Origin of the sequence: Sandaracinobacter sp., assembly GCF_041909755.1 — a bacterium.
Lineage (GTDB): Bacteria > Pseudomonadota > Alphaproteobacteria > Sphingomonadales > Sphingomonadaceae > Sandaracinobacteroides.
In genome coordinates this window covers 1-13,211 of record NZ_JAYRCW010000071.1, presented here as the reverse complement: position 1 = coordinate 13,211, position 13,211 = coordinate 1, and the positions used below count along the sequence as shown (strand labels likewise).

Here is a 13,211-nt window from a genome sequence, read left to right as displayed (position 1 = left end):
TCGACAAGAAGTCGGGCGCCATGTTTGTCGACCGGTTCCTGCACACGGCGATGTATTATCCCGGCAATTACGGCTTCGTGCCCCACACGCTGTCGGAAGATGGCGACCCGATCGACGTGATCGTGGTGGGCCCGCATGCCGTGGTGCCCGGCGCGGTGATTCGGGTGCGCCCGGTCGGTGCGCTGCTGATGGAAGATGAAGCCGGCGGCGACGAGAAGATCCTGGCCGTGCCGGTGGACAAGCTCCACCCCTTCTATTCCAACGTGAAGAACTACACCGACCTGCCCACCGTGCTGATCGAACAGATCGGCCACTTCTTCGAGCACTACAAGGATCTCGAAAAGGGCAAGTGGGCGAAGTTCAGCCGCTTCGTCGACGTGGCCGGGGCGGAAGCGCTCGTGCTGGCGGCGGTTGCCCGGTATCAGGCGAAGAAGGAAGCCGACGCGGACGCAGCGGCGGCCGCAGCCGCAGCCGAGGCGGACGAGGCCGCCTGAGCGCGCACGCCCGGGCGGCGTGGCCGCCCGGGCGTGCGACGATGCGCGGGGACTTTGCAACCGCGCGCGCCTTCGCCTAGGGCATGCGCCATGCAGCCCTTCACCACCCTTTCCGGCCGCGCGGTGCCGTTCGGCGCCGCCAATGTCGACACCGACGTGATCATCCCCGCGCGCTTCCTGAAGCTGGTGACGCGCGAGGGGCTGGGGAAGGGCGCGTTCGCGGCAATCCGCGAAACGCCCGGCAACCTGTTCGACCGGCCGGAAAACGCCGGCGCGCCGATCCTGATCGCGGGGGACAATTTCGGCTGCGGCTCCAGCCGGGAACATGCGCCCTGGGCGCTGATGGACCTGGGCTTCCGCGTGGTGATCGGGCCAAGCTTTGCCGACATCTTTTCCGGCAACAGCTTCAAGAACGGCCTGCTGCTGGTGGCGCTGCCGCAGGCGGCGGTGGACAGGCTGATGGAGGTGGCCGCCGAAGGCCAGCCGATCACCGTGGACCTTGAGAACCAGGTGGTGACGACGCCCTATCAGGACCGGTGGGAGTTCCCGATCGATCCGTTCCGCAAGCATTGCCTGCTGAACGGGCTGGACGAAATCGGCCTTACCGAGGCGGCCGCGCCCGAGATCGATGCCTATGAGGCCCGGCTGTCGGCCGAGCGCCCCTGGATTGCCGGAGCCGCCCAACGATGACGAGCCTGCTGCTGCTGCCCGGCGACGGGATCGGCCCCGAAGTGACGGCGCAGAGCCGCCGGATCCTGGACGCGCTGGCGCTGCCGGGCCTTTCCGTTTCCGAAGCGCCGTTCGGCGGCGCCTCCATCGATGCCCATGGCGTGCCGCTGACGGCGGAGACGGAGGCTGCGGCGCTGGCCAGCACCGCCGTGCTGATGGGCGCTGTCGGCGGGCCGAAATGGGCCGATGTGGCCTATGACAGGCGGCCCGAGGCCGGGCTTCTGCGCCTGCGTGCGGCGATGAACGTGTTCGCCAACCTGCGGCCGGCGCGTTGTTTCGCGGCGCTGGCGCCGGCCTCTACGCTGAAGCCCGAGGTGATCGAGGGGCTGGACATCCTGTTCGTGCGCGAACTGGTCGGCGGCGTCTATTTCGGGGTTCCGCGCGGGATCGAGACGCTGGCGAACGGCGAGCGGCGCGGCTTCAACACGCAGAGCTACACGACATCGGAAATCCGCCGGGTGGCGACGACGGCGTTCGAGCTGGCGCGTGTGCGATCGGGCCGGGTCTGTTCGGTGGAAAAGGCCAATGTGATGGAATCGGGCGTGCTGTGGCGCGAGGAGGTGACGCGCCTGCGCGACGAGCGGTTCCCCGACATCGAGCTGTCCCACATGTATGCCGACAATTGTGCGATGCAGCTGGTGAAGGCGCCGCGCCAGTTCGACATCATCCTGACCGACAACCTGTTCGGCGACCTGCTGTCGGACCTGGCCGCCATGTCCACGGGTTCGCTGGGGATGCTGCCGTCTGCCGCGCTGGGCGAGGCGGGCCGGCCGGGGCTTTATGAGCCGATCCATGGCTCTGCGCCGGACATCGCCGGGCAGGGGATCGCGAACCCCTGCGCCTCTGTCCTGAGCCTGGCGATGGCGCTGCGATATTCGCTGGGTGCGGCGGAGGTGGCAGACCGGGTGGAAGCGGCAGTGGAGGCGGCGTTGGACGCGGGCGCACGCACGCGCGACCTGGGCGGTGCGCTGACGACGGCCGGCATGGGCGACGCGATCCTTTCGAAGCTGGCCGGATGAGCGGGCCGGCCCGCAGCCGGTTCAACCCGATGCGCCTGGTGGGCGCCTTCCTGACGGGCCTCGCCTTTCTGGCGCCGTTGTTGCTGACGGCGATCGTGCTGGCCTGGGTTGGGGCGCAGATCGTTGCCTTCGTGGGGCCGGATACGGCAATCGGCCATGTGCTGAGCGCGGGCGGCCGGGTGTTCGTGGACGATCCGGAAGGGCTGCTGAGCTTTGCCATCGGCTGGGCGCTGGTGATCGGGTTCATCACGGCGCTGGGGCTTCTGGTGCGCGACAGGGCAAAGAAGGTGCTGGAAGACGCGGTGGACCGCGCGATCGGGCGCATCCCGCTGCTGGGCAATGTGTATCGCCCGGTCGCGCAGCTGGTGCGCAGCGTTTCGGGCCAGCGGCCCGAGGAGATGTCCGCGATGGCGGTGTGCCGGGTGGAGTTCGGCGGCGGGGTGGACACGATTGCCTTCCTGGCCTCGCCCGACCCGATCGATGTGGAGGGCGTGGCCTCTCATCTGGTGCTGATCCCGACGGCGCCGGTGCCGATCGGCGGCGCGCTGCTGCTGGTGGCGGCGGCCAAGGTGCATGTGCTGGCCGACATGAAGTTCGACGATATCGCCCGGCTTTACCTGACGATGGGGATGACGCCGCCGCCCCAGCTGAAGGCGGCGCTGGGCAGGCGCTGAGCCTCTTGCCCTTTGCCGCGCGGGCAGCTAATAGCCCGCCTCCCGAGTGGGCGCGTAGCTCAGTGGTAGAGCACTGTGTTGACATCGCAGTGGTCGCAAGTTCAATCCTTGCCGCGCCCACCATTTCATCTTCTTGAAACTGTTCATCTTTCCCATCCTCCAACACAGGGGGCGCAGGTTCATTTTCCGGTTGTGTCCCGGTGAAAGCACTTGGAACAAGCGCTTCGATTTCACTCATGATCGTCTCGATCATCGCTAGAACTTCAGCGAGGTAGTCGGGGCTATAAGGAGCATAAGTCTCTGTGACAGAACGCAAAACGCGATGTCCCAGCTGCATCTCCAGTTGGTCAATCGGGCATTTTCGCGCTCGCAACAGCGTCGCCATAGAGCGGCGAATGGATTTGGTTCCGCCGCCCGGTCCATCAGGCATTTTGAGGTCGATACGCATGGAATCCCATGCTGATCGAATCGATGTGACAGGCTCGCGCTGGTTGCGAACAAATTGCCCGTTCGTTGCGTCGATCCAGGTCAGCAGCTTGTCGGGACATCGCACCGTGGCGCGGTGCTTCTTGGTTTGCTGCCTGCCGCGCGGGTTGAGGTCTATAATCCCGGCGGATCGATTCCATTGTTCGCGCGCGGGGGCCGTCGAAAAGTCCAACGCTGCATCAGGCCGTGCAAGCGTTGCGACGGAGAATGCCAGGAAGCGGTGCAATGCCTCGCCACGTTTTCCCTGGTCAATGGCCCACTGGAACATGTTCGCAATCTGGGCGACAGATGCGCGCCAGCGGGGTGACTGGTTTACTGAGGTAACAGGCTTCGGACGGAATGCTGCGCCGTACAAAGTGTCTTTGCGAGCGTGGGCGTGATTGATCGCTGCCGCCAGCTGGATGACGCTGTTCTCAACCGTCGCCAGGGTGCGCGGCTTCGACTTGCCATATTTGCTGACAATCGGCTTCGCAGCCATCCACTGGCGGAAGCGCCCCACCCACCGCTCATCCACATCTTCGCAAGCTACGTCTTGCCGGGGCAGTGTTTCGATATAATCGAGCACGTGGGCAAGGCGCGCCGCAATCGCCTCGCTCGAGGTCCGAAAGTCGCCAACCTCCAGCTGATAGTTTGCGATGGCGTCCGCTATCAGGAATCCATGTGCCTCGGGCAACATCTGGCCACATGACTGGCAAACGGCGGCCCCGCGGCTTTCCTGAAGATAGACCCGGTCTAGCGCACGCTTCGCGGCTTCAACGTCGCTCGCGCGTGTTGAAGTGCTAACGATCCGTCCCTTTTCGGGGCTGTATCGGAAAATATGGTAGTTCGGGCTTCGGGCTTTGCCATCTCGGCCCCGGTCGAGATCGAGCCAGAGGCCGCCCCGCTGATAGATGCCGCCCTTGTTCCGCGACATTGCATCCGCTCCTTCAGGAAATCGTTCTTCAGCTTCGCGACGATGTCGAGCATCCCGCCCGTAGCCAGATCGGCAAGCTCTTGCGCGGAAAGCTGCAAGCCGCGCCCGGTATCGAGCGCGGTTGAAATCTTGCGGTCGAGCTTGAGGATACTCATGCCAGCACCACCGCCTTCCCGCGCGGATTGAACCCCTCGATCTCGCGGATCTCGTCGGCGTCCAGGATGCCCGCATCCACCGCGATCTTGTGCGCCGCCCAGCGGGTTTGCGGGTCGCCGCGCAGGAACGCGGACAGATCCAGCTCGATCTCAAGCCCGCTGCCCTCGGGGAACAGGGCCCGCGACAGCACGGCTTCGATCTTGCGCGCCCATGGCCCAAGGGTGAACTGGGCGAACCAGCGGCCGGCGGCCTCGCTGTTGGTGAACGTGTTGTGGCTGTAATCCTGCACGATCGGCGGCGGCACCTGATACAGCCGGCAGATCTCTTCCACGCTGAACTTCCGGCTCGCCAGCAGCTCGGCATCTTCCGGCGTGATGTCGAATGGCGTGAACTTCATGCCATCGGTCAGGATCATGACGCGGCCGGCATTCGCGACGCCAGCGTGACGGCTATCGAACTGCCTGCGGAGGCTCTCGAGCGATTCCAGCCCGATCTTCTGTTCAGAGCTTATTGCCCCGCTGGGGGCCGCGCCCTGGGCGACAACATTCTGTGCCCGCTGGTTCAGCTGAAGCGCGTGGGCAACCGGCTCCACCGAACGCGACAGGCGGGACACCCCCAGTATCCCGTCATCGCTCCTGTCCTTCAGGTGGGCCACATCGCCGGCCAGCACGCGCCGGACCCGGCCCGTCTGGGCATAGAGACCCGACTGTTCCGTCACGTCGTAAACGAGCCGGCCGGAGGGGGCTAGCATCGGGCTCACCCAACGCCAGGGGATGAACTTGATCGCGACGATAGAGCCCCCTTCGCGCTCGATCTCCAGCAGGCTGTTGCCGGTCAGTAGGGCACATGAAACCCATGCCTCGATCATATCAGGGCCGGTCTGGTGCAGGTTCGGCCCATTGCGGAACAGTTGGGCAACGGGATGGTCTGGCACTTCCGTCCGGCCCTCCGGCGTGCGCTGGTAGACATAAACCGGGCAGCTGGCGAGGGCGCTGGCATGGGCGCTCACACAGGCTGCAACCGTGGTGAGGTTTTCGGCCATGCGTTCGTTCACCGCCGCGCCCAGCCCCACCGGTTGCAAGGCCGCCCACGACGGCGAGGATGCGATGTTGCGGCGCTCGAACCCCGCACGGGATAGGATGCGTTCAACCCACTGCACGGGCCACCTCCGCAAGCACAAGGGCGCGCTGGCGGCGCTCACGTTCGACAAGGCCCGGCATCGCGCGCAGGGCAAGGCTGGTGTCGGGATAGGCCGGCCAGGCGCTCACCACGCTGATTTCGTGCAGCTGCACGCGTGTCAGCGTCCGCCGTTCGCCGTGCCAGGCTTCGCCGCCGGCCGGGACGGTAAACCCGAAGCTCATGCCGCCCAGGTCGCCGCGCGTGGCAAGCGCCAGCACGTCCGCACCGGCTTGCGTGTCGGGAAGTTCCAGATCGAAGGCGAGGCCCTTGGCATCCTCGAAAAGCCGCAGCGTGCCGGATCGCGTGCGCCCCAGCACCTTGCCGGGGTCGTGGTCCAGCAGGGCCAGCACATCGCCGCCCAGCGCTCCCGCGAAGGCGCCGGGGGCGATTGTCTCGCGCACCCGGCCAATCCTCGCTTCGGCGCCGAACGTCGCGGCATAGCCCGACAGGCGGCGGCCGGAGGCGCGGACCTCCAGCAAGGCCGCCCGGCGTTCATGTGCCGCCCGTTCCATCAGGCGATGCCCACCGCAGCCGCCAGAACCCCGGTTGCCTTCACGAAGGCTTGCGGGTTCCGCAGGGCAATGTCAGCCGTTGCCATGGCCCGGATCATGACGTTGCCCTTGCTGTAGGCGGTGGATTCATAGGGGTTCACCAGCACGTCAAGCGCGCTCCAGAGGCCGATCAGCAGTTCGGAAAAGTCGCCGTAGATCAGGCCGCTTTCGTTGGTGCCAGCGCCCAGCGTGTCGGGCACCAGGTTGCTGAACTCGGCGCGCTCGCCGTGGAACAGGGCCGCCGTGCCGATCGGCAGTTTCTGGCTGTCCAGCGTCTTGCGGGCGATCGTCGCCACCCGGTTGCTGGAAAGGAACGCCCGGTTCGGCCCCACGTTCGCCACGTTGGCCTTGCCGATCATTTCCGCCCCGGTGTGGAACAGGCTGGTGGCATAGGCCTGGGTTTGCGTGCCGGCGGCGGCGAGAATTCCAGTTGGCTCGTTGCTACCACCGCCCAGGATGGCAACCCGGTCCATTTCCAGCGCGATGTCCCGCGCCATCATCTGGCGAAGGATGCCCTCGATGCCGGGGGAGGTCTGCAGCAGCATGTTGCGGCTGAACTCGGAGAGGCTGCCCACATGCTTGGGGGCGAGGGTCACTTGCCTGAACTGGGGATCGGAAGCCGTCAGCGCGGCGTTCTCCGCGATCCAGCCAGCAGTCGGCGCGGCCTTTTCGCCGGGGATCTCCACATTGCCCATCAGGCCCGTAAGCGTCCGCGCGCCAAGGCCGGCGATCACGGTGGAAGCGGTCAGCGCGGAAATATACTCGCCCGCCAGATGGTCGGTTGGCACCAGGTTGGAACCCGGTCCGCCCGCCGGTGCCGCCGTGGTCAGTACCCGCTTTTCGAACAGTTCGGTGGGCACTGCCACGCCCTGAAACTGGCGGCCCGTAGAGCTGCGCAGTTCCGCGTCCACTTCGCGTTCCCGGCCGGCATCGATACCCGGCAGGCCCGCCACCCATGCCAGATGGCGGGTCAGGCGATAGTCGCTCAGAACGGCGGTGAACTTCTCATCGCGCTTGGGGGCGGCGGCGTCCATCGCGTCGAGCGCCTTGGCACGCGCCAGCCTGGCGTCCAGGCTGCGAAGCTCGGCCTCGGCAGTGGTGAAGTCGTCGGCCTTGTCGGCCTCATGTGCGGCCCGCATCCGCGCCACCAGGGCGCCGCGCTCCTCGATCAGGTCAGCAGTCTTCATGTCATCGGTCTTTCATGCTGGCCGGCGCCCGTAGGCGCCGGCACGGTGATTGCCGTCTGTCTCGCGACGATGGCGGGAAGGGGCGCGCTGTTGCCCGGATTCGGAACGTGAATGAACTGCCCGAAGGCATCCCCAACCCGTCGCATCCGGGCTTCCGTTTTTGGCCGCAGCGCGTCGGCCTCAAAGGATTGGGTTGGGGCAAAAGGCATCACTCGGAGACGATCTCGCCGATTTCTTCCCAGTCGCTTGCGTCCGCAGGCGGTTCGCTGCCGATGACGGCAACCATCGGGTCAAGGCCAAGGGCTTTGTAAACGTCGCCGATGGCGTGATTCACCAGCAGAACCGAAACCGCCTTTTCGTTCGCGGCCAGATCATGGAGCGTCAGCTTGTCGAAGGGCATGATCCGCGAACGATCCGACTGCGGCCAGTATAGAATGGCCGTTTCGCCAAATTCATGGAAGTTGAAGGCTCGGCCCGGTTCGCGGCAATTGTTCCCCATGTGCGCGAACTTCATGCCCACATTGAACGCACTGGCGGGCGTGATGCTCGTGCTGTCCATCAGGCGAATTGCAATCGCGAGGCCGACGATATCGCGCAGGCTGAACTGGTGCGGGAGGCCGTTTGCATCACGTTCGCGGGCGTCGCCAAAGACGCGAAAATGGCCGCGCGCGAAGTAGCTGCGGAATGTCGTGACGGGGATACCGCACGCCTTGGCAGCTTCGGCACCAGAGTAGCGTGGGGTGTGCAAGTCGATCATGCTAAGTCCTACCAAATGCGTGTGCGTTGGCTCTTTGTGCCAACGCATATGCGTTTGGTCAAGCCCGCTGGGCACTCGGGGAGAAATCAGGAGCGGCCTGATCCGTTCCAACTCTTTCCGTCGGGTCAGATTTCACCGATGTGCGCCAGGGCTTCGGCCATTTTCTCGCCCGCCATCCTATTGAGGTTCTGCGCATGACCCAACATGTCGTGCAGATGGGCGGCTAGGCTCGGATGGCCGTTAAGTCGCACAACATCGACTTGTTCATACAGCACATCCAGTAGGTCCTGGTGAGACCGTTGCAGGGTCTGGGCCATTGTCAGTTCGTAAACAGCGGCCGACAGGTTTCTGGCGGGTGTGGCCACCTTGTTCTCGGCCGCGCTCATTGCTCGCCTGCCTGCTCGGCTTCCGCGCCGATCATTTCCAGCGTCATCAGGATCAGGATGCCTTCCAGTGCTGAGGCAACAACGCTGTCATTAAGCCCGCCTTCGCTCTCGCTGAGCTCGATTTGGAACCTGAGCAAGTTTGCGAGATTCGCGGCAGCCGCAAGGCAAGTGCGATCCTGATGCTGGGCGTGAAGGTTGATCAGGGGCAGCCAGCCAGACAATTCGAAACGGGACAGCTGGGCGAGCGCGTGGCGAAGCTGGTTGGTGGTTGGCGCGGCCCCTTGGGCATCGGGCGCACGGGTGCTAGTGGCGGTTTCAGCCATGATCGTCTCCTTGAAAGACGGTTGCGGTTAGAGCCGGAGGGAAGCTGCAACTTCCCCTCGGCTCGCCACTCTGATAACAGAGTAAATATGTCATCGCAAGATACTGTGATAACAAAGAAGCGAAAGGGCCCGGCGCCAACAGGCAAGGGCATCCTTATCGGCCTGCGCCTGCAACCCGATCAACTCGCCGCTCTCGACGCCTGGATTGCCGCCCAGCCCGATCCCAAACCCTCCCGCCCGGAGGCGGTGCGGCGGTTGCTTGGTGAAAAGCTGGCCTGACTCGCATCGGCGCCCAGCAATACTATTTGTCGCAGTGTGACCTTCTGGCGACTTGCCCTGTTGGGAAATCACACATATGCGAGTTTCGCACATGAGTCATTCAGCTACCTTTCAGGGGCAAGGTCGTTAAACGGTCATGCGCAGTAGGAGGAAACGACGTGCTTAATATGCGGGGCCGTAATCGGCTCGGTAAGCAAGCAGCCGCTCCCAAGCAACCGAATTACGAAGATACGGTTTCCAAGGAGTATATCGAGTTTCAGAAGGAAAAGATCGAAGCGGATTATCCGCAGGTCCGTAAGCTGAATCCGATCGGAGCGCCTGGTTGGTGACAACTGGACAGTTCCATCCACTATCAACAGTGCCGGCACCATACGCGATTGTATGGTGCCGGTTTCCATATTGGGAAAAGCCAAACTATCCGGCACCGAAAGAGCGTCCGGCGTTGGTGCGTCAAGCACTTTATGGCGACGAGGATGGATCTCCATTTGTGCAAGTGGTGTATGGCACAAGCAAAGATCCTAATAGATTTGAGCCCTGCTCATTTACCATTTCCAAGCTTTCGTGGATGGACGGTTGTGGTTTGCACAAGGCTACCCGTTTTTGTCTAGATAGATTGGCCACGCTTCCCTGGGATGATCAGTTTTTCCCTTTCAAATTGGGAAGGCCCCCAATAATCGGCCAACTAGATGATCACCTGATCAAACTCCTTCAGGTGCAAGGCGCGTATTGCGAGCAGGCACAATCTGCCCCAAAACTGATTTAAAGCCACATCACCTGCCCCTGAAACTCTCGCGCCTCCGGCTGAACGGCCGACAGCCCGCAGGCCATGATGGCGCTCACCAGTCCATCAATGCGGTCGATCGAACGCGCCTTGCTGGGCTTGCGGTTCCCGGCCGCGTCCGTCTCCGGCACCACATTGCCCGCCTGCCAGCGCAGGATGGGGCTGCCATTGTGCTGCATTCGTCGTTCAAGCACCGCGCGCTCGAACGCATCCATGGCCGGGGCATAGCTCTTGAATCCGGGGATGAACTTCACCAGCGGCAGCTCGATTCCCTCGTCTGACAGCAGTTTCGCCAGATCCTCGAATCGCCAGTTGTCATAGGCTATGCCCTGCACGTCATAGCGGGCGCGGATGTCCGCCAGGCGGTGCACAATGGAAAGCCGGTCCGTTGCGCGGCCGGGCGTGGTGCTGATCCAGCCATCCTTCTCCCACCGGTCATAGGGCACCCGGTCCCGCTCGACACGCTCGCGGAGCGTCTCCGCCGGAACGAAGTGCCAGGCCAGCAGCTTGCCCGAATCCGGAAACCACAGCGCCAGCGCCGTCAGGTCGCGCGTGCTGGAAAGGTCGAGCCCGCCATAGCAGCGCTGGCCTTCCAGCTCCGTGGCGTCGAACGGCTCGGCATTGGCCTCCCAGTCGGCATGGGTGATGAACCGCTCCGAGGCGTCCACGCGCTGGTTCAGCTGCAAATTGCGGAATGCCGGCTCGAACGAGGGCGAGCGCTCGGCCCGCCCGGCCGCGTCGGCAAACTGATCCTCGTTCAGGAAAATGCCCAAGGCAGGGTTCGCAGCCGCCCAAGCGGCGTGATCATCCAGCGCGCAGCCTTCCGGCGCGGCGTGAAGCTGGACGTAGATGGACGGGCTGGGCGGCGCGTCCAGCATCTCGGAAAAGAAGTGGGTGTCGCTGGCGGACTGGGTGCTGATCGTCACCCCCAGCGCCTGGGCGCGTTTGCCCATGCCGGTGGCGAGGTTGTCCCACATGTCGCGGCTGCGCCACTGCGCCACCTCGTCGGCAATCCAGAAGCTGGGGGCAAGGCCATGCGCCTTGCGGGCATCAGAGGTGAGCGCGGTCCATCTGGAATTGGTCACCTCGTCGGTGATTTCCTTGTGCCAGTCGCGGATGTTCACCCGCGCGGCCATCCATGGCGTGGCCTCGACATAGGCCCGCACCATGTTGAACAGGACGCCCGCCTGTTCCCGATCGAGTGCGGCGGCGTAGCATTCGCCATAGGGCTCCGCCATTGGGCCAAGCAGGTGCGCCAGCGACAGGCCGGCCAGCAGGGCAGACTTGCCATTGCCGCGCGCAACTGACAGCGCCGCGAGACGGATCCGGCGCCGGCCGGCTGCGTCGATCGGGCCATAGACGCCCCGCACGAACTGTTCCTGAAACGCCAGCAGCTCCAGCTTCTCCCCGGCTTTCAGGCCCGAAACCACCGGCAGCTCGCGCAGGAAGGCCAGCACCTGATCGGCCGGCGTCATGCCGGGCAGTTCCCATGGGCGGGGGCCGACGGGCAGGGGCGCACTGCTGCCGAACAGCGGCCCAGGCCCAAGCTGGGGTACGTCCGCGAGGCTGGAAACCAGCTTCAGCCGCCCCGCTCCAGGCCCGCGCTTACCCATCAGCTCGCCCCGAATCCGAAACTAATTGAGAGATCCCCTTGGACGCTGTTTCCACCTGCTCAGCTGTGAGAGATTTTTCCCGCTTCCACGGGTGTGAGGGGTCAATCGGCATGCCATTGGCCGTGCAGCCCCTGCGCACGCGCCGACGTGTCGTCTTGGCCGCGCCAGCCTCCACGCCCCGAGCCGTCTTGGCTGAGTGGCAGGGTGGGCAGAGCGCCTGCAACCCGTCGAGTGCGGGGAACGGATCTCCGCCGTGATTGATCGGCTGCACATGGTCCACGACGGAGGCCCGTTCGAGCAACCCGACAGCCCGGCAATGCTCGCAGAAGGGCTGTTCCGCCAGCTTCGCCAAGCGCAGCCGCCGCCAGCGCTGGGACGTGTAGGGCCAGCCAGCCACTAGAGCCGCCCTCCGGCCTGGGCTGCTACGCCTGCCACATGCCCACCTCGGATAGCATTCAGCTGCCTAACCGCATCTGTGACCTTGGGGTCGGGAACGCTGCGCTTGGCAGTGGGCTTGACCGCGATGCGCAAAGCCTCGAAGCCGAGTGCACGGGCTATCGGTCCCAGCTCGCTTTGGCGCTGTCTGAGGCGATCCACCAGCGTTTCGCTGTTGGTCTGGATAAGCAGATCGGCGCCACTCGGAACAATGTGGCAAGGCCTGATGAGGTTGCGATAGGCGCCATCACCGAGTGCTGACAAAGCTGCCTGCCGGAACTTGGTGGCTTCCTCCCCCTCCATCCCAACAGGCAGCTCGATCGGCTCAGGCTCCGGCACGAAAGCCTTGCGCGCCTGCCGTGGTCGACGTGGAGCCGAATGGGGGGTTTGGGGGGTATGATGGTTCTTTGACGTATTGCCCGCAACTTCTGCGGGGGTGCCCCGTAAGTCTTGCGGGGGCGCAACTTCTGCGGGGGTGCAGATATTGCGGGGGTGAACAACATAGGTGCAGCCGTGACCTAGGCGCTCCATTCTGGTCAGCTGGCCGCCTTCCACCAGCTTCTTGATGATGCCCTGAACTGTGCGTTCGCTTGCGCGCGTCTTTGCGCAAAGCTTCGCGATGGACGGCCAGCAATGGCCATCATCGTTCGCCCAGTCTGCCAGCGCCAGCAGAACAAGCTTGTCGTTGCCGGTGAGGTCGCAGTCCCACGCAAGCGTCATGATCCGAATGCTCATGAGCCCACCGCCATCCCGGTGCAATCCCGGTGAAAATGGGCGATGTTCACGAAATTCCCCTGTTTCGTTCTGGCGGGAGTGTTCCGGTAAGTGATTGATGCGTCAGTCTTGCTGATGCTGGCATTTCCTTGACATCGCAGTGGTCGCAAGTTCAATCCTTGCCGCGCCCACCATTCCTTTTCAATGACTTAGCTGGAAAACCGGGGCCAGTTACAACAGGGGGCCAAGGTTCGGATGAACCTACCAGTCCAGCGCGCTGGCCGCCTTCCGCAGATAGTCGGGCGAAAATCGAGCATAGTTCCGAAAGGTCGTGCGCGCGTCCGAGTGGCCCATGTAGGCCGCAATCTCCTCCATCGGAACACCTGCCTCCGCCATCCACACCGCTGCGCTATGTCGCAGCGTGTAGGGCGTCACCTTGAAGCCAACCCGTTCAGACGCAAGTTCAAATGCCTTCTTGACGCTCGCAACCGGCCCGCCGCCATGCTCGATCACATGGTCAGTCGTGCGGGCGTCC

At 64.2% G+C, this 13,211-nt stretch carries 16 protein-coding genes and 1 tRNA gene; 6 read left to right on the top strand and 11 right to left on the bottom strand.

What is annotated here, in order from left to right:
* From ppa to ACE3O8_RS10030, 5 genes are all read left to right on the top strand, one after another.
* A partial coding sequence (gene ppa, locus ACE3O8_RS10050; RefSeq protein ID WP_374389335.1) for an inorganic diphosphatase occupies positions 1-494 on the top strand: 494 nt, incomplete at its 5' end.
* A 90-nt stretch (positions 495-584) separates the two neighbouring features.
* Complete coding sequence (leuD, locus tag ACE3O8_RS10045; RefSeq protein ID WP_374389333.1) at positions 585-1,184, top strand: 3-isopropylmalate dehydratase small subunit; 600 nt, start codon at positions 585-587, stop codon at positions 1,182-1,184.
* Positions 1,181-2,242, top strand: coding sequence for a 3-isopropylmalate dehydrogenase (leuB, locus tag ACE3O8_RS10040; RefSeq protein ID WP_374389331.1), 1,062 nt, complete (start codon positions 1,181-1,183; stop codon positions 2,240-2,242). The genes leuD and leuB overlap by 4 nt, the downstream gene beginning before the upstream one ends.
* The gene (locus ACE3O8_RS10035; protein WP_374389329.1) at positions 2,239-2,916 is read left to right on the top strand and encodes a DUF502 domain-containing protein; all 678 of its coding nucleotides are present in this window, start codon (positions 2,239-2,241) and stop codon (positions 2,914-2,916) included. Before leuB ends, ACE3O8_RS10035 begins: the two co-directional genes overlap by 4 nt.
* 48 nt (positions 2,917-2,964) lie before the next feature.
* A tRNA-Val gene (locus ACE3O8_RS10030) sits at positions 2,965-3,039 on the top strand.
* Between the two features lie 1,095 nt (positions 3,040-4,134).
* Here ACE3O8_RS10030 and ACE3O8_RS10025 read toward each other — a convergent pair.
* From ACE3O8_RS10025 to ACE3O8_RS09995, 7 genes are all read right to left on the bottom strand, one after another.
* Positions 4,135-4,470 carry a hypothetical protein gene (locus ACE3O8_RS10025; RefSeq protein ID WP_374389327.1) on the bottom strand — a complete coding sequence of 112 codons (336 nt, stop codon included), beginning with the start codon at positions 4,468-4,470 and terminating at the stop codon, positions 4,135-4,137.
* The gene (locus ACE3O8_RS10020; protein ID WP_374389325.1) at positions 4,467-5,630 is read right to left on the bottom strand and encodes a phage portal protein; all 1,164 of its coding nucleotides are present in this window, start codon (positions 5,628-5,630) and stop codon (positions 4,467-4,469) included. The genes ACE3O8_RS10025 and ACE3O8_RS10020 overlap by 4 nt, the downstream gene beginning before the upstream one ends.
* Complete coding sequence (locus ACE3O8_RS10015; protein ID WP_374389323.1) at positions 5,617-6,162, bottom strand: HK97 family phage prohead protease; 546 nt, start codon at positions 6,160-6,162, stop codon at positions 5,617-5,619. The genes ACE3O8_RS10020 and ACE3O8_RS10015 overlap by 14 nt, the downstream gene beginning before the upstream one ends.
* Positions 6,162-7,388 (bottom strand): phage major capsid protein, encoded by a 1,227-nt coding sequence (locus tag ACE3O8_RS10010; RefSeq protein WP_374389321.1) that lies wholly within the window; start codon positions 7,386-7,388, stop codon positions 6,162-6,164. Before ACE3O8_RS10010 ends, ACE3O8_RS10015 begins: the two co-directional genes overlap by 1 nt.
* Before the next feature lie 208 nt (positions 7,389-7,596).
* Positions 7,597-8,145: a hypothetical protein gene (locus tag ACE3O8_RS10005; protein WP_374389319.1), complete on the bottom strand. Its 549-nt coding sequence runs from the start codon at positions 8,143-8,145 to the stop codon at positions 7,597-7,599.
* 125 nt (positions 8,146-8,270) lie between these two features.
* Complete coding sequence (locus ACE3O8_RS10000) at positions 8,271-8,531, bottom strand: hypothetical protein (RefSeq protein WP_374389317.1); 261 nt, start codon at positions 8,529-8,531, stop codon at positions 8,271-8,273.
* Positions 8,528-8,854, bottom strand: coding sequence for a hypothetical protein (locus tag ACE3O8_RS09995; protein WP_374389315.1), 327 nt, complete (start codon positions 8,852-8,854; stop codon positions 8,528-8,530). The genes ACE3O8_RS10000 and ACE3O8_RS09995 overlap by 4 nt, the downstream gene beginning before the upstream one ends.
* A gap of 87 nt (positions 8,855-8,941) precedes the next feature.
* Between ACE3O8_RS09995 and ACE3O8_RS09990 the strand changes: the two genes are divergently transcribed.
* Positions 8,942-9,133: a hypothetical protein gene (locus ACE3O8_RS09990; protein WP_374389313.1), complete on the top strand. Its 192-nt coding sequence runs from the start codon at positions 8,942-8,944 to the stop codon at positions 9,131-9,133.
* A 759-nt stretch (positions 9,134-9,892) separates the two neighbouring features.
* On the opposite strand, the gene ACE3O8_RS09985 is transcribed toward ACE3O8_RS09990, so the two are convergent.
* From ACE3O8_RS09985 to ACE3O8_RS09970, 4 genes are all read right to left on the bottom strand, one after another.
* The gene (locus ACE3O8_RS09985) at positions 9,893-11,527 is read right to left on the bottom strand and encodes a terminase large subunit (protein WP_374389311.1); all 1,635 of its coding nucleotides are present in this window, start codon (positions 11,525-11,527) and stop codon (positions 9,893-9,895) included.
* Positions 11,520-11,924: an HNH endonuclease gene (locus ACE3O8_RS09980; RefSeq protein ID WP_374389309.1), complete on the bottom strand. Its 405-nt coding sequence runs from the start codon at positions 11,922-11,924 to the stop codon at positions 11,520-11,522. The genes ACE3O8_RS09985 and ACE3O8_RS09980 overlap by 8 nt, the downstream gene beginning before the upstream one ends.
* Positions 11,924-12,697 carry a helix-turn-helix domain-containing protein gene (locus tag ACE3O8_RS09975; RefSeq protein ID WP_374389307.1) on the bottom strand — a complete coding sequence of 258 codons (774 nt, stop codon included), beginning with the start codon at positions 12,695-12,697 and terminating at the stop codon, positions 11,924-11,926. The genes ACE3O8_RS09980 and ACE3O8_RS09975 overlap by 1 nt, the downstream gene beginning before the upstream one ends.
* 240 nt (positions 12,698-12,937) lie before the next feature.
* A partial coding sequence (locus ACE3O8_RS09970) for a tyrosine-type recombinase/integrase (RefSeq protein ID WP_374389305.1) occupies positions 12,938-13,211 on the bottom strand: 274 nt, incomplete at its 5' end.